The sequence below is a fragment of the Microbacterium sp. SORGH_AS_0505 genome (assembly GCF_030818715.1).
In the GTDB taxonomy this organism is placed as follows: Bacteria; Actinomycetota; Actinomycetes; order Actinomycetales; family Microbacteriaceae; genus Microbacterium.
This window is the reverse complement of sequence record NZ_JAUTAT010000001.1, coordinates 2468056-2489538: the sequence shown is the minus strand read 5'-3', so window position 1 is coordinate 2489538 and position 21483 is coordinate 2468056. Positions and strand designations below refer to the sequence as shown.

The 21483-nt window shown below is 69.2% G+C and carries 24 protein-coding genes and 1 pseudogene; 10 read left to right on the top strand and 15 right to left on the bottom strand.

All coding sequences use genetic code 11. The features are described from left to right. Positions 1-5: 5 nt before the first annotated feature. Complete coding sequence (locus QE428_RS12280; RefSeq protein WP_307469650.1) at positions 6-878, bottom strand: acyl-CoA thioesterase II; 873 nt, start codon at positions 876-878, stop codon at positions 6-8. A gap of 61 nt (positions 879-939) precedes the next feature. On the opposite strand from QE428_RS12280, the gene QE428_RS12275 reads away from it, so the two are divergent. Next, positions 940-1614 (top strand): hypothetical protein, encoded by a 675-nt coding sequence (locus QE428_RS12275; protein ID WP_307469646.1) that lies wholly within the window; start codon positions 940-942, stop codon positions 1612-1614. 11 nt (positions 1615-1625) lie between these two features. Here QE428_RS12275 and QE428_RS12270 read toward each other — a convergent pair whose 3' ends face one another. The 7 genes and pseudogenes from QE428_RS12270 to pepN form a co-directional block, all read right to left on the bottom strand. Further along, a complete protein-coding gene (locus QE428_RS12270) occupies positions 1626-2075 on the bottom strand; it encodes a globin (protein WP_091359548.1) in 450 nt (149 codons plus the stop codon). Then, positions 2072-3175 carry a mechanosensitive ion channel family protein gene (locus tag QE428_RS12265; RefSeq protein ID WP_091353790.1) on the bottom strand — a complete coding sequence of 368 codons (1104 nt, stop codon included), beginning with the start codon at positions 3173-3175 and terminating at the stop codon, positions 2072-2074. Before QE428_RS12265 ends, QE428_RS12270 begins: the two co-directional genes overlap by 4 nt. 10 nt (positions 3176-3185) lie before the next feature. Further along, positions 3186-3833 (bottom strand): response regulator, encoded by a 648-nt coding sequence (locus tag QE428_RS12260; protein WP_373457720.1) that lies wholly within the window; start codon positions 3831-3833, stop codon positions 3186-3188. 74 nt (positions 3834-3907) lie between these two features. Continuing rightward, on the bottom strand, positions 3908-5161 hold the full coding sequence (locus tag QE428_RS12255) for a sensor histidine kinase (RefSeq protein WP_231916568.1): 1254 nt from the start codon (positions 5159-5161) through the stop codon (positions 3908-3910). Between the two features lie 9 nt (positions 5162-5170). Continuing rightward, positions 5171-6004 (bottom strand): ABC transporter permease, encoded by an 834-nt coding sequence (locus tag QE428_RS12250; protein ID WP_307469638.1) that lies wholly within the window; start codon positions 6002-6004, stop codon positions 5171-5173. Then, the gene (locus tag QE428_RS12245; protein WP_091353779.1) at positions 6001-6915 is read right to left on the bottom strand and encodes an ABC transporter ATP-binding protein; all 915 of its coding nucleotides are present in this window, start codon (positions 6913-6915) and stop codon (positions 6001-6003) included. The genes QE428_RS12250 and QE428_RS12245 overlap by 4 nt, the downstream gene beginning before the upstream one ends. A 108-nt stretch (positions 6916-7023) precedes the next feature. Next, positions 7024-9574: pseudogene (gene pepN / locus QE428_RS12240) on the bottom strand (aminopeptidase N). Positions 9575-9698: 124 nt separating this feature from the next. Between pepN and QE428_RS12235 the strand changes: the two are divergent. The 6 genes from QE428_RS12235 to lnt are packed head-to-tail and all read left to right on the top strand — an operon-like array spanning position 9699 to position 15551. Next, the gene (locus QE428_RS12235; protein WP_091353773.1) at positions 9699-10235 is read left to right on the top strand and encodes a ribose-5-phosphate isomerase; all 537 of its coding nucleotides are present in this window, start codon (positions 9699-9701) and stop codon (positions 10233-10235) included. After that, positions 10235-11227 (top strand): Fpg/Nei family DNA glycosylase, encoded by a 993-nt coding sequence (locus tag QE428_RS12230; RefSeq protein ID WP_307469635.1) that lies wholly within the window; start codon positions 10235-10237, stop codon positions 11225-11227. The genes QE428_RS12235 and QE428_RS12230 overlap by 1 nt, the downstream gene beginning before the upstream one ends. Positions 11228-11249: 22 nt before the next feature. Continuing rightward, positions 11250-11903, top strand: a complete 654-nt coding sequence (locus QE428_RS12225) for an FMN-binding negative transcriptional regulator (protein ID WP_307469632.1) — start codon at positions 11250-11252, stop codon at positions 11901-11903. Next, positions 11900-13402 carry an amidohydrolase gene (locus QE428_RS12220; protein WP_091353766.1) on the top strand — a complete coding sequence of 501 codons (1503 nt, stop codon included), beginning with the start codon at positions 11900-11902 and terminating at the stop codon, positions 13400-13402. Before QE428_RS12225 ends, QE428_RS12220 begins: the two co-directional genes overlap by 4 nt. A gap of 8 nt (positions 13403-13410) precedes the next feature. Beyond that, positions 13411-13941 (top strand): gamma carbonic anhydrase family protein, encoded by a 531-nt coding sequence (locus QE428_RS12215; protein ID WP_307469628.1) that lies wholly within the window; start codon positions 13411-13413, stop codon positions 13939-13941. A gap of 56 nt (positions 13942-13997) precedes the next feature. Beyond that, positions 13998-15551 carry an apolipoprotein N-acyltransferase gene (lnt, locus tag QE428_RS12210; protein WP_307469626.1) on the top strand — a complete coding sequence of 518 codons (1554 nt, stop codon included), beginning with the start codon at positions 13998-14000 and terminating at the stop codon, positions 15549-15551. Between the two features lie 3 nt (positions 15552-15554). On the opposite strand, the gene QE428_RS12205 is transcribed toward lnt, so the two are convergent. From QE428_RS12205 to QE428_RS12190, 4 genes are all read right to left on the bottom strand, one after another. Continuing rightward, entirely contained in the window at positions 15555-15926 is a 372-nt protein-coding gene (locus QE428_RS12205) for an RNA polymerase-binding protein RbpA (protein WP_091353755.1), read from the bottom strand. Between the two features lie 106 nt (positions 15927-16032). Beyond that, a complete protein-coding gene (locus tag QE428_RS12200; protein WP_307469622.1) occupies positions 16033-16806 on the bottom strand; it encodes a glycerophosphodiester phosphodiesterase family protein in 774 nt (257 codons plus the stop codon). Beyond that, on the bottom strand, positions 16803-17759 hold the full coding sequence (locus QE428_RS12195) for an SPFH domain-containing protein (RefSeq protein WP_091353749.1): 957 nt from the start codon (positions 17757-17759) through the stop codon (positions 16803-16805). The genes QE428_RS12200 and QE428_RS12195 overlap by 4 nt, the downstream gene beginning before the upstream one ends. Next, positions 17756-18226, bottom strand: coding sequence for an NfeD family protein (locus tag QE428_RS12190; protein WP_091353746.1), 471 nt, complete (start codon positions 18224-18226; stop codon positions 17756-17758). The genes QE428_RS12195 and QE428_RS12190 overlap by 4 nt, the downstream gene beginning before the upstream one ends. Before the next feature lie 134 nt (positions 18227-18360). Here QE428_RS12190 and QE428_RS12185 point away from each other — a divergent pair, with 134 nt between their 5' ends. After that, on the top strand, positions 18361-19122 hold the full coding sequence (locus QE428_RS12185; protein WP_307469608.1) for an SDR family oxidoreductase: 762 nt from the start codon (positions 18361-18363) through the stop codon (positions 19120-19122). Between the two features lie 13 nt (positions 19123-19135). On the opposite strand, the gene QE428_RS12180 is transcribed toward QE428_RS12185, so the two are convergent. Next, positions 19136-20068, bottom strand: a complete 933-nt coding sequence (locus tag QE428_RS12180) for an AEC family transporter (protein ID WP_307469605.1) — start codon at positions 20066-20068, stop codon at positions 19136-19138. A gap of 85 nt (positions 20069-20153) precedes the next feature. Here QE428_RS12180 and QE428_RS12175 point away from each other — a divergent pair, with 85 nt between their 5' ends. Then, positions 20154-20618 carry a DUF2975 domain-containing protein gene (locus tag QE428_RS12175; RefSeq protein ID WP_307469602.1) on the top strand — a complete coding sequence of 155 codons (465 nt, stop codon included), beginning with the start codon at positions 20154-20156 and terminating at the stop codon, positions 20616-20618. After that, entirely contained in the window at positions 20618-20845 is a 228-nt protein-coding gene (locus QE428_RS12170; RefSeq protein ID WP_307469600.1) for a helix-turn-helix transcriptional regulator, read from the top strand. The genes QE428_RS12175 and QE428_RS12170 overlap by 1 nt, the downstream gene beginning before the upstream one ends. Here the strand turns inward: QE428_RS12170 and QE428_RS12165 are convergent. Both QE428_RS12165 and QE428_RS12160 read right to left on the bottom strand, forming a co-directional pair. After that, the gene (locus tag QE428_RS12165; RefSeq protein WP_307469599.1) at positions 20839-21024 is read right to left on the bottom strand and encodes a hypothetical protein; all 186 of its coding nucleotides are present in this window, start codon (positions 21022-21024) and stop codon (positions 20839-20841) included. The two genes, QE428_RS12170 and QE428_RS12165, sit on opposite strands and share 7 nt — an antisense overlap. Then, on the bottom strand, positions 21011-21256 hold the full coding sequence (locus QE428_RS12160; protein WP_307469596.1) for a hypothetical protein: 246 nt from the start codon (positions 21254-21256) through the stop codon (positions 21011-21013). The genes QE428_RS12165 and QE428_RS12160 overlap by 14 nt, the downstream gene beginning before the upstream one ends. Positions 21257-21483: the final 227 nt, after the last annotated feature.

The following is a 21483-nucleotide window of genomic DNA, read 5'->3' as shown; positions in this document are numbered from 1 at the left end:
GCGGCTCAGCCCCCGTCGGGCATCCGCACCATGATCTCCTGCGCGACGGAGGCGACGAGCAGTCCCTCGCGGGTGAAGATGCGACCGGTGGCGAGTCCGCGGCCCCCTTGCGCGCTCGGGGACTGCTGGACGTACAGCAACCACTCGTCGACCCGCGCCGGTCGGTGCCACCACATGGCGTGATCGAGGCTCGCGACCTTGAGACCCTGAGTCGCCCACGACGCGCCGTGCGCCCGCAGGACCGACTCCTGGATCGTGAGATCGCTCATGTACGCGAGGGCCGCACGGTGCAGCCGCGGGTCATCGGGGACCTCGCCGCGCGTGCGGATCCACACCGACTGGTGAGCGATGCGCTCGCCCCCCACGGTCGCGTAGATCGGATCCTCGACGTGTCGGACCTCCACAGGGCTCTGGTCGAAATGCCGCTTGCTCATCGGGTGCAGCCCGGCCAGGACGGAATCGTCCGAGAGGTGGTCCGGCCCGGGGATGCCGGCGGGCATCTCGTCCTGGTGTTCGAGCCCGGTGGCATCCACTTCGAAGGACGCGATCATCGAGAAGATCGGCACCCCCTCCTGGAAGGCCTGCGTCCGTCGCGTCGAGAAGGAGCGCCCGTCGTGGATGCGGTCCACCGAGAAGGTCATCCCCCGGGTCGAATCGCCGGGCCGGAGGAAGTAGCCGTGCATCGAATGGGCCGCACGGCCCTCGTCGACGGTGCGCTCCGCGGCGATGACCGCCTGAGCGAGGACCTGACCGCCGAAGACCCGCCCCAGGGGCATCGCCTGCGAGACACCGGTGAAGATGTCCTCTGTCGTCCGGGCGTCGCTGGATGCGAGGTCCAGTACCGCCAGGAGCCCGTCGACGTGTCCAGATTCCGGCACGGTGCGTCCCTTCCGGGCGCCCGATGCGATCACGATGCCCCCGGTTGGTAGTTTAGGTCGGATGGCTCCGCACCTCGTCTTCCCCGACCCGCGCACGGCGACCGACCTTCTGACCTTCGCCGCTCGCGCCGCCCGGCTCGGGGATCCTGCGGTCCGCTTGCGCGCCGTCGGTGGGACACTCGCGGTGTCCGCCGCACCGCTGTCCCCCCGGGGGTTCGGTGACGACACACCGACCGTTCTCGGGATGCGCTTCCTACGGATCGATCCCGAGCTCGAGTGCGACCTCGTCGTGGATGCCGGAGCGTTGAGAGCCGGCGGCAGTGCCACCACCGTCGCACTTCCCGACAGCGGCGTCTCGGCCGCGTGGGCCGGGATCTCGCCGCCGCGCGGCGGATGGGTCCCGGGGGAACCGGTCGCGGCGCATGCGCTCGCGCGCGCCGTGCGTCGCGGCGTCGACGCGGTCGCCACGGCCCTGCCCGCCTCACCCGGGGAGGAACTCGTCCGGACCGTGCGCGCGGCCGTGTGGGGCGCTCCCGAACCCGAGCTGAGCGGGCTCGTCGCCGGTGTCGCTTTCGCCGCCGACGCGCTCGGCTTTCTGGGAGAGGACCGCGACGAACAGGCATCCGTCCGTCGAACGGGTACGTGGACCCGCGTGAGCCTGGCCAGAGGCCATGTGCTCGTCAGGGCGGGGAACCCCACGGGGCTCACGACGGTGCGGACGACCGGCGGCCGCTGACCGGCGAGTCGTCAGGACTCGGGGTGCAGCGGCAGCGTCGTGCCGCCGTGCGGCTTCGCCACCGGCCCGATGCCCGTCGGCTCGAAGGTGTTCACCATGGCGTGGGCAGCGCGCTGGAGGTAGTCCCACAGAGTGGCCTCGTGCAACGGCGACAGCTCCGCTTCGTCGACGGCGATGCGCATGGCTCGGAGCCACCGGTCGCGCGCGTCGGGGTTCACGTGGAAGGGCTGATGACGCATCCGCAGGCGCGGGTGTCCGCGCGTCTCGCCGTAGGTGGTCGGGCCACCCCAGTACTGCTCCAGGAAGAGCAGCAGGCGCTCGGCCGCAGGCCCAAGGTCCTCTTCGGGATACATCGGACGCAGGACGTCGTCGGCAGCGACTTCGCGATAGAACGCGTCGACGATGCGGCGGAAGACCTCGTGTCCGCCCACCTCGTCGTAGAAGGTGCTCTGTTCGCTCACGGTGCGGACGTCCCCTCCGGCGCGTCGCCGTCGGTCCGACCGCGCTTCTTCGGCCGCCACGCGAGACGCGGCGGGGTCGCAGGCGGCGTGACCTGCTGCGGCTTGGTCTTGGGAGGGTTGGCTCCTCGCACGCTCTGCGCTGCGTCGGCACCGGTCAGGAAGGTCGATTCCAGCTGGGGCAGCGGGACGCCCAGGTCGTCCAGGGCCTTCTTCAGACGGGTGCGGAGGGCGCGTGACACGTCGTCCTTCGCGTTGGGCCGGGTCCGGACCACAAGGCGGGTGACGATCGTCTCGCCGCTGATCGACTCCAGGCCCCAGACCTCGGGCTTGTCGATGATTCGGGTGCGCCATTTGGGCTCGCGCACGAGGTCTTTCGCCGCGGCCAGCATGGCCTCCTCGACGGCCTCGAGGTCGGCATCGAGCGGGACTCCGACGTCGACGACGACCCTCGCCCAGCCCTGCGACATGTTGCCGATGCGGGTGATCTCGCCGTTGCGGACGAACCACAGGGTGCCGTTGACGTCGCGGACGTGGGTCACGCGGACACTCACGTATTCGACGACGCCCGTGGCCAGCCCCACGTCGACGACGTCGCCGATGCCGATCTGATCCTCAGCGACGATGAAGATCCCGTTGAGGACGTCCTTGACGATGTTCTGCGCGCCGAAACCCAGACCCGCGCCGATCGCCGCGGACAGCAGCGTGAATGACGCGAGGACGCCGGGATTGAGGATGAAGACGATCGTGAGGGCGGCGATGATGACGATCGCGACGTTGACGATATTGGTGAGGATGGACCCGAGGGTCCGCGTGCGCTGCACGATGCGCACCTGAGCCAGCGGCGACATGTCGATCGCGCGGGTGTCCTCCGCCGCGGCCCGGGACTTGGCTCCCGTGACGATGCGATCGACGACGCGGCCGATGAGGCGACGCATGATCCACGACAGCAGCAGTGCGACGACGACGGTCACGGCGACCCAGAGGAGACTCCATCCCGCCGATACGAGGAAGGCGAGGAATCCGTCGCGAATACCCTCCCATCCGCCGGGTGCGGGGGCAGGCGACGAGGAAGAGGACGCGGCGAGATCGGTCGAGGTCATCGTTCCGATCCTATCGAGGCCACCCTTCGTTCACCTGGGCACCGCCGCTGTCGACGGGGTCCGCGAGTCCGTGCGCGATGAGGACTGCGTGCACGCGGTCCCGGGCCGGGAGCTTCGCCAGGATGCGGCCGACGTGAGTCTTCACCGTCGACTCGCCCAGGAACAACTCGTCTGCGATCTCGGCGTTCGTCAGACCCCGCGCCATCGCCCCGAGGACCTCCTCCTCGCGGGCGGTCAGCGAGCTGTGTTCGCGCGCAGCAGGCTCCGCGGAACCTCCCGGAAGGGTTCCGCCGGTGTCCGTGACCAGCTCGATCATCCGTCGAACGATCCGCGGGGCCAGAGTGGCTTCGCCCGCGGCCACGGCGCGGACGGCGGCGACGAGCTCGTCCCGGCCGGCATCCTTCAGTAAGAAGCCTCCTGCTCCGGCGCGCAGCGCGCCGAACGCGTACTCGTCCAGGTCGAAGGTCGTCAAGACCAGCACGCGGACCGCGGGGTGATCCCGCGCGATGCGCGCCGTCGCCTCGATCCCGTCGACTCCCGGCATCCGGACGTCCATCAGCACCACGTCGGGTCGCAGCCGCGCCGTCGCCTCGACGGCGCCGGCTCCGTCGGCTGCCTCGCCCACGACCTCGATCCCGTCCGCGGCTTCGAGCACCATGCGGAAACCGAGGCGGATGAGCGACTGGTCGTCGACGATCAGCACGCGCACGGAGGCGGGGGAGGGGGACGTTCTCACGCGGTGGTCTCCTGTCGGGGGATGTGGGCGGTCACGGACCACCCGTGCGGTTGTCGCGGGCCTGCCGTGACGGTACCGCCGGCGAGCCCGACGCGCTCGCGGAGCCCCCGGAGCCCGAAGCCGCCGGCGTCGGTTCCGACGGTCGTCGGTAGGCCGTCGTCCGTGACGCTGACCGAGACGCCGTCGGGTGCGTGACGGATGGCCACATCGATGTGCGTCGCAGCCGTCGCATGGCGGAGGACGTTGGTGACGCCCTCCTGCACGATCCGTGACACCGCGAGCTGCGTCCGGGAATCGAGATCCCCAGGATCGCCCGAGACGACCAGACGTGTGTCGAATCCGGCGGCGCGCGCCGACGCGACGGTCTCCGCCGTCGTGTCGCGGGCGAGCGGCGAGAGAGGTGCCGCTTCGGGCTCACGGAGGATGCCGAGGGTCGCCCGCATGTCGCGGAGCGCCTCTCTGCCGGTCGCCGCGATGGCTTCGACCCCGGGTCGCGAGCGTTCGGCGTCGCGCGAGGCCGCGACGCCTTCCGCGAGGGCGACCATGACGGTCAGCGAGTGAGCGACGATGTCGTGGAGCTCGCGCGCGATCCGCTCGCGCTCCGACGACGCGGCGAGCTGCGCCTGCTGGTCGCGTTCGACCACGAGGCGCTGCGAGTGGTCGATGAGCGCCTTCACGTAGCGTGCCCGGGAACCGACGTTGGCTCCGATGAGACCGCCGATCACGGCGTTGAGGGTCTCGTTGACGAGGGACCCCCAGACGACAGTCGCCGAGCTGGCCTCGGTTGCGGTGAGAATGAGCCCTGCGCCCGCGAGCGCCGCTGTCCCGATCATGCCGCCGACGAGTGCGGCGCGGGAACCGACGTAGACGGCGACCGAGTACGTGGCGACCAGCAGCAGCGGCCCGGTGATCGGCGCGGGAGCGAACATGTACGCCAGAGCGACGACGTACGAGGTCGCGAGGACGATCAGCGGATGACGGCGCCGCAGGAGAAGAGCTGCGGAACCGAGGACGACGATGACCCCCACAGCCGGCAGCACGTCCCGCCACTCGCGGGCGTTGGTGCCGACACCCTCCGGCAGGATCGGGGTCGCGATCACCGGGATCGTGGACAGGAGAAGGCAGACGATCGCGACGAGGATGTCGGCGAACAGCGGATGCCGCGCCCAGTAACGCCGCAGGAGTCCCGGCGGACGCGGAAGCCGCAGCTCCCCCTCCGGAGAGGAGGCGCTGCGGCTTCGATTCGTCACGCCAAGACCTTACGCGTCCCGAGTTCGCAGGAGCGCCCACCCACCGAGCAGCGCGGCAGCGGGCCAGGCGACGAGTGCGATGAGCGCCGGCAGGGCGTCATCGCCTGCCCCGTTCACGAGCGTCCCGGCCGCGTTGTAGGGAAGGTACTGCGCGAGGTCGGCGATCCAGCGCCAGCTCTCTCCGAAGGCCGCGAAGATGCTCAGGATCAGGGGAGCGACGAACAGCAGACCGACGGTCGCCCCGATTGCGCCAGCCCCGTTGCGGATGATGAACCCGGCGCCCAGACCGAGCAACGTGACACTGGCGATGGCGAGCAGCGAGTACGCGAGCGGAATCCAGGTGAGTTCCGCATCGTCCCACGCAAAGCCGTTGCTGCCGTAGATCGGTGTCAGAACGACGATCGCGATGAGGGAGGTGACGACGGTGGTGGCGACCAGGGTGGCGGCGACGACGATGGTCTTCGCGAGGAGGACGGCGCCGCGCCGCGGCTCGGCGGCGAAGGTGGAGCGGATCATGCCGGTGGAGTATTCCCCGGTGATCGCCATCGCACCGAAGATTCCCGCAACGAGCATCGTCAGCTGCAACGGCGACACTACTGCGGTGACCGGGTTGAGCGGGACCTGCTCGCGGAACTCATCCGGAAGGCTCTGAGTGGCCAGCCCGACGACCAGAGCGATGCCGACAGCGAGCAGAACCGTAATCCCCAAGGACCACCACGTCGATCGGAGGGTGAACAGCTTGAGGGCCTCGCTTCGCAGGAGGCGCCCGAAACCCAGACGGTATGTCGACGACGGCGCCGGGGCGGTACGCGCCGCGGCGCGGGAGTCGGTCGTGGTGGTCATGATGCGGCCCCCTGGGTGCGGTATTCGACGGATCCCTCGGTGAGGGCGAGGTAGGCGTCCTCGAGAGATCCGCTGCGCGGCGTCAACTCGTGGAGGACGATGCCGTGCTGCGCCGCGATCTCGCCGACGGCGGCAGCCGTGGTGCCCGTGATGTCGAGCAGGCCGGACTCCGACGACGTGACGGTGATGTCGGCTCCGGCGACCAGCTGCGCGAGCTCCGCGGCGCGGGGGGAGCGGACGCTCACGGCACTGCGGGTCCACGCCGCGACGAGATCGGAGATGCCGGCGTCGGCCAGCACGCGTCCGCGACCGAGGACGATGACGTGATCGGCCGTCAGGGCCATCTCGCTCATGAGGTGGCTCGACAGCAGCACTGTGCGCCCTGACGCCGCCTGCGCCCGGACGAACTGCCGCACCCAGCGAACGCCCTCGGGGTCGAGACCGTTGACCGGCTCGTCGAGGATGAGCGTCTGGGGGTCGCCGAGGAGAGCTGCCGCGATCCCGAGCCGCTGACCCATGCCGAGGGAGAACTTGCCGGCGCGCCGCTTCGCGACGCTCTGGAGGCCGGTGATCTCGATCACCTCGTCCACCCGTGAGCGCGGGATGCCGTGGGTCGCCGCCATGGCGAGCAGGTGGTTGCGGGCGCTCCGACCGGTGTGGACGGCCTTCGCGTCGAGCAGGATCCCCACCTCGGTCAGCGGGGAGCGCAGCGACCGGTAGTCGCGCCCGTCGAGCGTGACGCGTCCCGCCGTCGGGCGGTCGAGTCCCACGATCATCCGCATGGTGGTGGACTTGCCGGCGCCGTTCGGCCCCAGGAACCCCGTCACCTTGCCGGATTGGACCGTGAAGTTCACGCCATCGACGGCTGTCTTGTCTCCGTACCTCTTGGTGAGGCCTTCTGCAACGATCATGCGCTTCACGCTACGGATGGAGCGGGGTTCGGCGCGTCCCCCTCGAGCAGGAGATCGAGGCGGGCATGTCCTCCCGTGGTACGACATGCCCGCCCGATGCGGTCGTGCTCAGTCCTGCGCGTCGCGCTCCTGGGACGGACAGCGCGCGCTCGACACCGGCGAGGTTCTCGTTCACGAGCCGGCGCAGGGCAGCCGGCGCGTCACGATGATCCGCGAGCCACCCGCGCGTCGCGTCGCGCAGGGTCGCGTCCGCCAGCGGTGCCGGGTACAGGCCCACGATCAGGTACTGCGCGATCTGGTAGGTCCGCGACTCCCACACCGGCAGCAGCATGTCGAAGTACGCCTCGACGAATTCGCCGAGCGCATCGATACCGGACGGGTGAACGAAGCCTGCAGCGGCGGAGCGCACCACGGTGTTCGGCAGATCGTCGCGGTCGATGAGCGAGGACCAGGCAGCTCGCTTCGCCTCGACGGTGGGGAGAGCCGCCCGCGCCTGAGCGGCGAACTCTCCGCCCTTCGCCGTGTTGTCGGCGGCCAACGCCGCGTCGATGTCAGCTGCGGAGACGACGCCGCCGGCCGCGAGCGACACGAGGAGAGCCCACGAGAGGTCCGCGTCGATGTCGAGGCCCGCGAGCGCGAGCTCACCGGAACGCAGCTGAGCGACCCGACCCCACTGAGCCGGGGTCGCCGCGGCGGACGCGAAGGCGGTCACGAACTGCAGCTGGCTGTCGCTGCCGGCTTCGGCGTTCTGTGCGAGATCCCACAGACCATCCGCGACGCGCTGACGTGCGGCATCCCGCGTGTCCGGCGTGACGTAGGAGTTGGCTGCGAGCTGCAGCTGAGCGAGGGTCGTGCGCACCGTCGTCGACTCGGTCTCGGTGCCGATGTTCTGCAGCACGAGGTCGAGGTACTCCGTCGCGGACGCCTCGGCGTCGCGTGTCTGGTCCCACGCCGCTCCCCACACGAGCGAACGCGCGAGCGGGTCGCTGATCCTGCTGAGGTGCGCGGTCGCGGTACGGAGCGACCGCTCGTCCAGACGGATCTTCGCGTACGCCAGGTCGTCGTCGTTCAGGAGAACGAGGTCGGGCTGGGTGAGACCGACGAGCTCCGGGACTTCGGTGAGGTCGCCGTCCACGTCGAGCTCGACGTGGTGCGTCCGGACGAGCGCGTCCCCCTGGAGCGAGTAGAAACCGACCCCGAGGCGGTGCGGACGGATCGTCGGGTAGTCGGCGGGTGCGGTCTGCACGATGGCGAATCGCGTGATGGTGCCGTCGCCGTCGACGCGGATCTCCGGCGCGAGGGTGTTCACGCCCGCGGTCTCGAGCCACTTCTTCGACCAGGTGGTCAGCTCACGGCCGCTCGTGGCCTCGAGCTCGACGAGCAGGTCGCTGAGCTCCGTGTTGCCCCACGCGTTCTTCCGGAAGTACGCCGACACACCGGCGAAGAACGCCTCGATGCCGACCCACGCGGCGAGCTGCTTGAGGACGGATCCACCCTTGGCGTAGGTGATGCCGTCGAAGTTGACCTGCACGTCCTCGAGATCGTTGATCTCAGCGAAGACGGGGTGGGTCGAGGGGAGCTGGTCCTGCCGGTATGCCCAGGTCTTCTCCATGGCGTTGAACGTGGTCCAGGCCTCGGTCCACTCGGTCGCCTCGGCGGTGGCGATGGTAGAAGCCCATTCGGCGAAGGACTCGTTCAGCCAGAGGTCGTTCCACCACTTCATCGTCACGAGGTCGCCGAACCACATGTGAGCGAGCTCATGGAGGATCGTGACGACGCGGCGTTCCTTCACGGCATCCGTCACCTTGGAGCGGAAGACGTAGGCCTCGGTGAACGTCACCGCTCCGGCGTTCTCCATCGCGCCCGCATTGAACTCGGGGACGAAGAGCTGGTCGTACTTCACGAAGGGATAAGGCACGCCGAACTTCTCCTCGAAGTAGGCGAAGCCCTGACGCGTCTTCTCGAAGACGTAGTCGGCGTCGAGGTACTGCCACAGGCTCTTGCGGGCGTACACGCCGAGGGGGATCGTGCGGCCGTCGGCGCTCGTGAGCTCCGAGAACACCTGTTCGTAAGGACCGGCGACGAGCGCCGTGATGTACGAGGAGATGCGCGGGGTCGGTTCGAACGACCATGTAGCGACGCCGTCACCGGCGGGCTGCGGCTCGGGGGTGGGGGAGTTGGAGACGACCTTCCACGCATCCGGAGCGGTCACGGTGAAGCGGAACGTCGCCTTCAGGTCGGGCTGCTCGAAGACCGCGAAGACGCGACGGGAGTCGGGAACCTCGAACTGCGAGTACAGGTAGACCTCGCCGTCCACGGGGTCGACGAAACGGTGCAGGCCCTCGCCAGTGTTCGTGTACTCGCAGTCGGCGACGACGACCAGCTCGTTCTCGTCGGTCAGCCCGTCGAGTGCGACGCGGGAGTCCGCGTAGACCGCACCAGGATCGAGAGAGCGGCCGTTGAGGGTGATCTCGCGGATGCCGCGGGCGATCAGGTCGACGAAGGTCGAGGCGCCGGCGGTCGCGGCGAAGCGGATGACGCTCCGCGAAGCGAAGACCTCGTCACCGGTGGTCAGATCGAGCGTGACGTCGTACGAATGCGTCTCGACGGTCGCGCGGCGCTCCTGCGCTTCGATGCGGGTGAGGTTCTCTCCAGGCACGTTCGTGTCTCCCAGGGGTGAGGGTGGGGTGCCGCGGACGGGCGCTGCTGGCGCCGACGGCAACCGTCACAGCCTACGCCGATGGCTCGCCGGAACGGGGTAGCTGCGTCCCTAGAATCGTCACATGCGCATCCACATCGCGACCGATCACGCGGGCATGGAGTTCTCGACCCGTCTGCAGCACCACCTGGCCGAAGCCGGTCACGACGTCGTCGACCACGGGCCGATCGAGTACGACGCCCTCGATGACTACCCCGCTTTCTGCATCCGCGCGGCACAGGCCGTCGCCGAGGATCAGGCCGACGGCGTCGACACGCTGGGCGTCGTGTTCGGCGGCTCCGGCAACGGTGAGCAGATCGCGGCGAACAAGGTGCGCGGCATCCGTGCCGCCCTCGTCTGGAGCATCGCGACTGCGGAGCTCGCTCGCGAGCACAACGACGCGAACGTCATCGCCATCGGCGCCCGCCAGCACACCTTCGACGAGGCCGTCGGGTTCATCGACCGCTTCATCGCGACGCCGTTCTCGGGCGAGGAACGCCATGCGAGGCGCATCGCGCAGCTCGCGGCCTACGAGACCGACGGCACGCTCCAGGCCGACCCGCGCGCCGTCACGCCCGACGTGCTCGATGCGTCGGAGACGTTCGACCCGGAAGCCGGCTGATGCCCGAGGGCCATTCCGTCCACCGCATCGCCCGCCAATTCGACCGCAACTTCGTGGGGCGGACCGTGTCCGCTTCGAGCCCGCAGGGCCGGTTCGCGGAGGGCGCCGCCGTTCTCGACGGCCGCACGCCGACGCAGGTCCGTGCTGTCGGTAAGCAGATGTTCCTCGCCTTCGACGAGGACGTCTGGCTGCGCGTGCACCTGGGCATCTACGGGGCGTGGGACTTCGCGGGTGAGATCCTCCTCGATCCGACCATCGCGTCGGCGAACGGACGCATGGGGCAGACGAACCAGCGGGGAGTCGACCCCGTCTACGACGACGCCGGTGAGAACTCGCTCTCGTCGATCGGTGCACCCCGGCGAGCTCGCGGCGCCGTCCGGATGAGCGAGCAGACGAGGGGTCTGGCCGAGCAGACGGATGCCGAATGGCCGCCCCCGATCGTCGGGCAGGTGCGCCTGCGGCTGCTGACCGATTCGACGTGCGCGGACCTGCGAGGGCCGACCGCATGCCAGCTGCAGACGACCGATGAGATGCTCGCCACGGTCGCCGCGCTCGGACCCGATCCGCTCGTCGACGACCTCGTCGAGGGCGAGGAGCGCTTCGTCGCCGCGGTGCGCCGCAAGCCGACCCCGATCGGACAGCTGCTGATGGACCAGAAGGTCGTGAGCGGGATCGGCAACGTGTACCGCGCCGAGATGCTGTTCCGGGCGAACCTCAACCCGCACACGCCCGGCCGTGACGTGCCGGAGGAGACCCTCCGGCTGCTCTGGCAGGACTGGGTGCGCCTCCTCGCGATCGGCGTCGAGACCGGTCAGATGATGACGATGGACGACCTCGATCCGGAGGCCTACCGACGTGCGATGGCCAACCGCGACGACCGTCACTGGGTCTATCACCGGGCCGGACTGCCCTGTCGTGTCTGCGGGACGGAGATCGTCCTCGAGGAGATGGCGGCGCGGAAGCTGTACTGGTGCCCGCGGTGCCAGGCCTGAGCGCGGCAGAGGAGCACGAAGAGTGAGACAGAACCCGAGCTTCGCGATGAGCGACGTGGCGGAGATGCGCCGTGTCATCGACGCTCATCCGTGGGTGACGATCGTGAGCGACACCGCGACGGGCCTCGTCGCGTCGCACTACGCCGTCCTGCTCGACCCGACGCGCGACGACCTGACGATCGTCGGCCATATGGGGCGTCCGGACGACCTCATCCACGGCCTGGGGGAGTCCGAGCTCCTGGTCGTCGTGCAGGGCCCGCACGGGTACATCTCGCCCGGCTGGTACGGCGACGGCCCGGCCGTACCGACGTGGAACTTCGTCTCCGTCCACCTGCGCGGAGTGCCCGAGATCCTCTCCGCGGAGGAGAACCTCGACGTCCTCGAGAAGCTCGTCGACCGCTTCGAGTCGGGGCTGCCCGAGCCGCGTCCCATGTGGCAGGCACCCAACGACGCCGAGTTCGTCCGGCGCCTCGAGAAGGGGACTGTCGGCTTCCGACTCACTCCTACGCACGTGACGGCCAAGCGCAAGCTCAGCCAGAACCGTCCCGACGACGTCGTCGACACGATCATCGAGCGATTGGATGCCGGGGCGAGTCCGTACGCGGATCCTCGCCTGGCCGACGAGATGCGTCGCTCGCGTGATGCCATGCGGCGCGCGCGGGAGGCCCGGCCGTGACCCCGGGGCGGGGCGAGGCGGTCAGCGTCGTCGCCGGTGTCCGGCTCACCGGAGCAGACCGTGTCGACCCGTTCGGGGACGACCCCGTCGACGTGCACGTCCGCGACGGTCTGATCATCGACATCGCTCCCGCGGGCGCTCTGCCGGCACGAGGAGTCGTCGTCGACGGCTCCGGCGGCTGGCTCGTGCCGGGTCTGTGGGATCACCACGTCCACACGGTGCAATGGGCCCTCACCGCACAGCGGACCCCGCTCGGTGACGTCGACAGTGCGGCCGAAGCGGCATCCGTCATGGGGCGGTCACCCGTCCTGGACGACGGGAGGCGCGTCGGCACGGGGTTCCGGGATGCCTTCTGGGCCGATGCCCCCAGCCTCACGCTGCTCGACGAGAAGACCGGCGATGTGCCGACGTACCTCATCAACGCCGACGTCCACAGCGTCTGGCTGAACAGTGCGGCCTTCCGGCGGGAGTCCATCGTCCCGACTGCCGACGGCATCCTCCGCGAGGAGCCCGCGTTCGAGATCTCCCGCCGTCTCAACGACCTGGACACCGCCGTGGTCGACCGGTACGTCCTCGCCGCCCTCGACCGCGCGGCGGCACGGGGCGTGACCGGCATCGTGGACCTCGACATGGCCTGGAACGCGGGTGCCTGGACTCGACGCCTCGCGGCGGGCTTCGACGGCATGCGGGTGTCGTTCGGCGTGTATCCCGACCTTCTCGAGCGGGCGATCGCCGAAGGCCTCGCGACGGGCGATGCGCTCGACCCCCTGGGTCTGGTCCGCGTGGGATCGCTCAAGGTGATCACCGACGGATCGCTGGGTACCCGCACCGCCGCGTGCTCTCACCCTTACCCGGACGATCCGCACAACACCGGAGTCATGACTGTCGCCCCGGAGAACCTCCGCGCCCTCATGGTGCGCGCCACCGGATCCGGGCTGTCGTGCGCTATCCACGCGATCGGCGACGTCGCCAACTCCCATGCGCTCGATGCCTTCGCGACTTCAGGTGCGACGGGAACGATCGAGCACGCACAGCTCGTCGCCCACGCCGACATCCCGAGGTTCGCTCGCCTCGGCGTCGGTGCGAGCGTGCAGCCGGAGCACGCGATCGACGACCGCGACCTGACCGACTCGGTGTGGGCTGCGCAGACCGCTCTGCCGTACCCGCTCCGCTCGCTCGCCGACACCGGGGCGAACCTCCTGTTCGGATCGGATGCCCCGGTCTCGCCGCTCGATCCGTGGGCGGCGATGGCTGCGGCCGTGCACCGCACGCGCGGCGGTCGCGAGCCGTGGCGCCCGGATCAGGGCGTCTCCGCAGCCGTCGCGCTCGCGGCATCCACCTCCGGCGGATCGGCGGCCGGGAGTGCGCTCGAGCCCGGGGCAGTCGCGGACCTCGTCGTCGTCGACCGTGATCCGCTCGCGGCGTCGGACGCGGAGATGCGCACGACGCAGGTCGCCGCCACGGTCCTCGCGGGTCGGCTCACCCACATCGCCCCCTGAGGAGAACGATGACCGTCTCACCGCACGCCAGCGTCATCCCCCTGCCCGGTGCGGCGCCCGCCATCGCGGAGTCAGCCTTCGTCGCGGCGGGTGCCCGTGTGGTCGGGGCCGTGACCCTGGGGGAGCTTTCGAGCGTCTGGTACAACGCGGTGCTGCGTGGCGACAGCGCGCGCATCGTCATCGGCGCACGGAGCAACGTCCAGGACGGCGTGGCCATCCATGTCGACGCGGCGCACGGCGTCGAGGTGGGAGACGACGTCTCGATCGGACACAACGCCGTCGTGCACGGATGCCGAATCGGCGAGGGCACGCTCATCGGGATGGGGGCCGTCGTGCTCTCCGGTGCCGTCATCGGGGCAGGATGCCTCGTCGCGGGCGGCGCTGTCGTCCTGGAGGGCACGAGGATCCCCGACGGGTCCCTCGTGGCCGGCGTCCCCGCGAAGGTCCGCCGTGAGCTCACGACGGAGGAGCGAGCGGGCATCCTCCGGAACGCCGAGATCTACCTCTCGCACTCGGAGCGGCACGGGTCGGCCACGTGATCGATGCTCGCTCCGCCTTCAGCGGCGCCATAGCGGGACTCCTCTAGGCTTCGTCCGTGCCCGGCCGTCCTGTCCTCCCGCTCTGGCTCGCGCTTCCCGTGGCGGTCGCCGGTGGCGCGGTGCTGGATCTCGCGTATCCCGACATCGGCATCTGGCCCCTCGCCTTCGTCGGCGCCGCCATGACCCTCCTCACCCTCATCGGTCGGTCTGCCTGGGGCGCCGTGGCCGTCGGCGCCGTCTTCGCCGCTTCGTTCTACCTCCTGCACATCGCGTGGATCACGCGCTATCTCGGCCCCGTGCCGTGGTTCGCCCTCGCAGGCGTCGAGACCGTCCTCAGCGCCCTGGGTGCGATCGCCATCACGCTCGCCTATCGATGGCTGCCTCGGGTGGCGCCGGCGCGCTGGGCGCGCGTGACGCTCCTTCCCGCACTGGTCGCAGCCGTGTGGACGGCGAGGGAGCAGTTCATGGGCTCCTGGCCGTACACGGGCTTCCCGTGGGCCCGACTGGGCATGAGCCAGGCCGATGGACCGCTCGCCGAGCTCGCGTCGTGGCTCGGCGTCAGCGGACTCTCTTTCGTCATGGCTTTCGTCGTGGCCGCCGCCATCGAGGCGGTCCGGATGCGGTTCTGGCGGCGGCCGCGGCTCGCCGCCCCCGCCGTGGCCGCCGCAGCCCTCCTCATCCTCATTCCGCAGTTCCCGACGACGGATGCCGGCACGATGCGCGTCGGGGCGGTGCAGGGAAACGGGCCTTCGGGCTATTTCGACGAGCGGAACTCATACGACGTCTACCGTGCGCAGCTCGCGGCGACCCAGCCGCTCGTCGGCGAGGACATCGACGTCCTGTTGTGGCCGGAGGGCGGTGTCGATTCGGACCCGCTGAATGACGAGTCGATGGCGAAGGCCCTGGATGAGCTCTCGAAGAAGGTCGACGCTCCGCTGATCATCAACGCCGCCACCGAGCGCGGCAGCAAGGTCTACAACTCGTCGATGCTCTGGCAGGCGGGCGCGGAGAACCCGATCGCCACTCACGACAAGACGCACCCGGTCCCGATGGGAGAGTACGTCCCGGACCGCTGGTTCTTCGAGGCGCTCGCTCCAGACCTGGTCGGTCTGATCCAGCGGGAGTACACGCCGGGCACCAACCCGCCGTTCTTCGACGTGAACGGCGTCGGCGTCGGGTTGGCGATCTGCTTCGATGTCATCTACGACGACGTCATCTGGCAGGGCGCTCGCGATGGGGCCGAGGTGTACATGTTCCAGACGAACAACGCTGATTTCCGCGGAACCGACGAGAACGTCCAGCAGCTCGGGTTCGCTCGCATGCGGGCGATCGAGACGGGCCGCGCCGTCGTCAACATCTCGACGGTGGGGACGAGTCAGGTCATCGGCCCCGACGGCTCCGTCATCGACGGCCTGGCCGCGGACACCGCCGGGGCGCTCCTGGTGGACGTCCCGCTGCGCACCGGCCTGACGCCCGCGGTCGTCATCGGTCCTGCGATGCAGTGGGTCCTCGGCTGGTCCGCCCTGCCCGTCCTGGTGCTGCTCGGAGTCTTCGTCCGCAGGCGCACGAAAGCGGCGCCGTCCGCGAAGGACGACGCCGCTGAAGTGTGAGTGTCAGGCGCTCAGCTTGCCGGAGTTCTCGCCGCGTCGGGACCGCAGGAGAGCGAGTCGCTCCTCGAGCAGCTCTTCGAGCTCGGGGATGGTGCGACGCTCCATGAGCATGTCCCAGTGGGTGCGAGCGGCCTTGTCACCGGAGTGATCCACGACGGCGACGGTGTCGCCGATACGGCGGACTGCCTCGGCTCCGCAGGTCCGGCATTCCCAGGCCTCGGGAACCTCAGCGTCTGCAGCGAAGGTCAGAACGGTCTCCCGCTCGCACTGCGTGCAGACGTAGGTGTGGTTGGTGCGCTCTACGAACACGACGCCTTCTTCGCTCTGTAGGCTCGAAGCGCCGAGACGCATGCCGCGAAGGCTGCGATCTGCCATTGTGTGGTCCTCTCGTCGTCCTCAGGTATAACGAACTCACCTGTGCGGATCATCCGAGAAGTCCTCAATCGATGTGGTATTCACAGCCGATCTCCAGGACCGCCGACTATAGGACTCTCGCTCGTTCTGCGACAGCGAGATCCGCCCGGTCGGTGACGATGCCGGTGACGCCCAGGTCGATCAGGCGCCGCATGTCGACGGGCTCGTTGACCGTCCACACGTGCACCTCCGCGCCGGCGCGGTGAGCGACATCCAGCAGGCGGCGCGACAGGATCCTGACGCCGCGGTGGCGTTCCGGGATCTGCAGGGCCTGCACGCCGTCGAGACGTCGCGCGGCGAGCCGGGGGAGTCGGACTGCGAGCGCCGCGAGGACTCCCGCGATCGTGCGCGAGCCGGCCGAGGTCGCCGGGTCGCCGCCGCGATCCCGGGCTGCTCGCAGGGCGACCTCTCGCCGCTGGTCGGAGAAGCTCGTCAGCAGCACTCGGTGCGATTCGCGAGCGATCAGCGCGCCCACAGGCTGAGCGGCGGCATCCGCTTTCACGTCGAGGTTGAAGCGCGCATCGGGGAAGGCTCGCAGGACATCGGGGAGGAGCGCCAGCCCGCCTCGCGTAGACATGATGTCGACGAGCTCGCGTGTGCGAACGTGGGCGACCGGCCGAGGATCGCCTGCGACCCGCTGGAGGTCGTCGTCGTGGAAGAGCACGACATCGCCGTCCGCGGTCAGATGGCAGTCGGACTCGAGATACACCGTCCCCGCCGACCGGCCGGCGGCGAGAGCCGCGACCGAGTTCTCGGCGATGTTCTCGGAATCGGACGGCACGAACCCCCGGTGAGCCAGGATGCGGGGGGTCGACTCACCGAGGAACCACGGATGGGTCATGACGAGGGGGTCGTCCCGCCTGCCGGCTTCGCGGCGTGCTTGTCCGTGCCGCCGAACGCGGTGCTGAACGAGTTGAGTGCATTCGTGAACTCGCTCGGGATGATCCAGAGCTTGTTGGAGGAGCTCTCGCTGATCTTCGGCAACATCTGCAGGTACTGGTAGGCGAGGAGCTTCTCGTCGGGGTCGCCCTTGTGGATGGCGTCGAAGACGAACTGGATGGCCTCCGCCTCGCCCTCGGCGCGGAGCACCGCGGCCTGCTTGTCACCTTCGGCTCGCAGGATCTCGGCCTGGCGTCGACCCTCCGCCTCGAGGATCTGCGACTGCTTGGAGCCCTCCGCCGTGAGGATCGCGGCGCGGCGGTCGCGCTCCGCGCGCATCTGCTTCTCCATCGAGTCCTGGATGGAGACGGGCGGGTCGATCGCCTTCAGCTCCACGCGCGACACCCGGATGCCCCACTTGCCCGTCGCCTCGTCGAGCACGACACGCAGTTGCGTGTTGATGTTGTCTCGACTGGTCAGTGCCTCTTCCAAGTTGAGACCGCCGACCACGTTGCGGAGGGTGGTCGTCGTGAGCTGCTCGACGGCACCCAGGTAGTTGTTGATCTCGTACGTGGCCGCGCGGGCGTCGGTGACCTGGAAGTACACGACGGTGTCGATGGAGACGACGAGGTTGTCCTCGGTGATCACGGGCTGCGGCGGGAAGGAGACGACCTGCTCGCGCATGTCGACGAGCGGCAGCAACCGGTCGATGAAGGGGACGAGGAGGTTGAGTCCGGGGGAGAGGGTCCGCTGATAGCGACCGAGTCGTTCGACCACGCCGGCGTAGGCCTGCGGGATGATGCGGATGGCGCGGAACAGGACGACGACGACGAAGATCGCGACGACGACCAGAAGGACGACGACGAAGATCTGGCCGACGAAGCCGCCGACGTCGACTCTGGCGGGGAGGATCATGCGGGAATCCCTTCTTCGGGTGCCACCACGACGGTGGCGCCGCGGACGGCGGTGACGGTGACACGCTGACCGGGAGCGACGGATGCCGCGGCATCCGCCAACCGTGCGGTCCAGGTCTCACCGTTGTCGAGCTTGACCGAGCCGTCGCCGTCCACGAAGACGGAGACGACCCGCGCGGACATGCCCGTGAGGGCGTCGACGTTGGTCGGGATGTGCTGGCTGGAGCGGTGGAGAGCGCGCAGGAGGAGCGGCCGGATCGTGAACAGGAGCAAGGCGGATACGGCCGCGGCGGCCAGGATCTGAAGCCACCAGACGCCTCCCGCGAGGTTGACCCCCAGGCCGCCGATCAGAGTCCCCGACGCGAGCATGAGGAAGGTGAACTCGAGAGTCAGCAGCTCGATGATGACGAAGAGGACCGCGAGCACCAGCCATCCGATCCACAAGTACTGGATGAGATCCGGGAACATCGTGGGCTCCTTCGGTTGGCGTGTTCTCGCACACTACCAACCGGCTCCGTCGCTCAGGCCCGGCACGCCAGATTGGTAGGCTCGACGGCGCCCCATCCGCCTCGCATCCGCCGAGCACGTCGCAGGAGAGCCCCATGTCGCAGCCCGTCCCCGCCGCATCCCTGACCGGTAAGACCGCCCTCGTCACCGGGTCGTCCCGGGGAATCGGCGCCGACACGGCGCGCTACCTCGCTCAGGCGGGTGCCAACGTCGTGATCAACTTCCGCAACAAAGCCCCCCGCGCGGAGAAGCTGGCCACGGAGCTGCGTGGACTCGGCGTCGAGGTCCTCACCGTCGGCGCAGACCTCACCGATGCGGCATCCGTGTCGGAGATGTTCGCGGCGATCCAGGAGCGTTTCGGCACGCTCGACATCCTCGTGCTGAACGCCTCCGGCGGCATGGAGGGCGGCATGGCCGAGGACTACGCCCTCACGCTGAACCGCGACGCCCAGGTCGGCGCGCTCGAGGCGGCTCTGCCGCTGATCCCGGCCGGTGGCCGGGTCGTCTTCGTCACGAGCCACCAAGCCCACTTCATCCACACGACGCCGACGATGCCGGAGTACGAGCCCGTCGCACGGTCGAAGCGCGCCGGAGAGGACGCGCTGCGCGCTCGCATCCCCGCGCTGACCGAGAAGGGCGTCGAGTTCGTCGTCGTCTCGGGCGACATGATCGAGGGCACCATCACCGCGACGCTGCTGGAGCGTGCGAACCCCGGCGCGATCGCCGAGCGCCGTGAGAGCGCCGGCAAGCTCTACAACGTGTCGGAGTTCGCCGCCGAGGTCGCTCGCGCAGCGGTGGAGCCGGTCCCCGCCGACAACACCCGCCTCATCGGCGACACCGCCTCGTTCGGAGCGTGATCGACGCCCGGGGTCACACCCCGGGGCTCAGCAGCACGACGATGAGGAAGAGCACGGGCACGCATCCGATCGTCGTGAGGAACACCGTGTCGCGCGCGACGGTCTGACCGATCGTGTACCGCTGTGCGTAGTTGAAGACGTTCTGCGCCGTGGGAAGAGCGGCGAGAACCGTCACGACGAGGACTTCGGCGGGGGAGAGACCGAAGGCGAACCGAGACAGCGCCCATGCTGCAAGAGGCATGAGTACGAGCTTGAGGCCGGTAGCGAGAAGGATGTCGCGCCGTCGTCCCGGTATACCGAGCACGCGCTGGCCGTTGAGTGAGATCCCGTAACTGATCAGGAGGACGGGAACGGCGGCTCCGGCGACCAGTTCGAGCGGGTCGATGACGATCTGGGGGAGCGGGATGCCGGTCGCCGAGACGATCGTGCCGAGTACCGAGCCCACGACGATCGGGTTGGTGATGGTCCGCCGCAGGATGGGCCACGGCCTGCGGCGACCGTCCGTCGTCAGCGCTTCGAACATCGCCATGACCACCGGCGTCAGAACGAGGAGCTGGAACAAGATGACGGGGGCCGGATAGGCCGCGCTTCCGAGGAGGTACAGCGAGAGCGGGATGCCGATGTTGTTCGAGTTCACCTGGCCCGCGGACAGCACCCCGATGAGCACCTCACCTGCGGGGCGGCGCCAGACGAACCTCGACACGAGGCCGAAGACGGCGAAAACCGTCACGGCGGCGAGTGCCGACACTGGCAGGAGCGCCGAGAAGAGCGTGGCGACGTCAGCCCGAGCGAGCACGACGAACAGCAGGAACGGGCTGAGGACGAAGAAGGTGAGGCGACTGAGAACGTGCGACCCCGTCGGGCCGAGGAGGTCGATCCGCCCGATGATCCACCCGACCAGGATCGCGACCCCGATGACGACGAATCCGGTCAGCACCTCCAGCACGGTTAGAGCCTACGTCGCGGCATCCCTTGTCGCAGAACCGGGGGAGATGTATCGTTTTTCGATAGATGTCCATCGAAAGGCAATCATGAGTCGTGCCACGATCCTCACCCTTCGCATCGCGATCGCGTTGTCCCTGGTCGGTTCTCTGGCGATCCAGGTCCTGATCCTGCCCACGGTCTGGCGTGACCTCTCCGACGCCCCGACAGGGTGGCGAGTGGCCTCGGTCACCATCGTCGCCCTGTGGCTCGTCTGCCTGCAGGTGGTCGCGATCTGCATCTGGCGGCTCGTCTCGATGGCGGCCGACGATGCGGTCTTCTCTGCAGGTGCATTCCGATTCGTGAATGTCGTGATCGGGGCCATTTCGGCGGCGGCGATCCTGACGGCAGGGTTCGCGACGCTCCTGGTGCCGGGTCAGGTCGCGCCCGGGGCGGTCGGGATCATCTACGGAGCCGCCTTGGCCACCGGGGGAGTCGCGCTCGTCGTCGTCGTGATGAAGTCATTGCTCCGGAAGGCGATCGAGATGCGCTCCGAGCTCGACGAGGTCGTCTGATGCCCATCGTCGTCGACATCGACATCATGCTCGCCCGGCGGAAGATGGCGGTCGGCGATCTGGCTGCGCGCATCGGCATCACCCCGGCGAACCTCGCCGTCTTGAAGAACGGCCGGGCGAAGGCGGTCAGGTTCACGACGCTCGACGCGTTGTGCGAAGCGCTCGAGTGCCAGCCCGGCGATGTGCTGCGCTGGGAGCCCGATTCCGACGCGGACGCCGGTCACTGACGCGTATGCCGGTGAGCGGGGCGGATGCCGATGAGTGAGGTGCGACGGGGGACCCTCGGCATCCGCGTGTCCGCCGCGGTGGTCGCGGTCATGATCGTCGGCGGCATGACGGCCGTCGCAGCACTGACGACCGGGAAGGCGACCGTCCTCGTGGGGACGCTCGACTCACCCCAGATCATGGCTGTCCTCGTCCTGGCGGGCGCCGTCGACGCTGCCGTCGTCGCCTTCAGCCTCCGTGGGCAGAGCATCGCGGGACGCGTGGGAGTGGTCCTGACGCGCGTGATCCTGTCCGGTGCAGTGGTCGTCGCGGGCGCGGGCGTGTCCCTGGCGACGCTGTCCACCACCGTCGTGTCGAGACTCGTCGACGATGACGGGTGCGACACCGGGTACGTCGTCCGGGAGGAGACGCACTGGCTCTCCAGCTCGAGCACGCTCTACCGGATGGATGGGCTCGTCGGCACGCGGGCGGCGACGCTGTCGAACCCCGACGCCGCGATGCCGTTCCACGACGGTGAATACGCGGTGACGACGCAGAACGGAACGTTGCGGGTGTCGTCTGCATCCGCGGAGAACGGGCCCGTCGCCGTACCGAAGCTGAAGCCACGCGCAGCGGACTGCGGACTGAAACGTCCGACGTA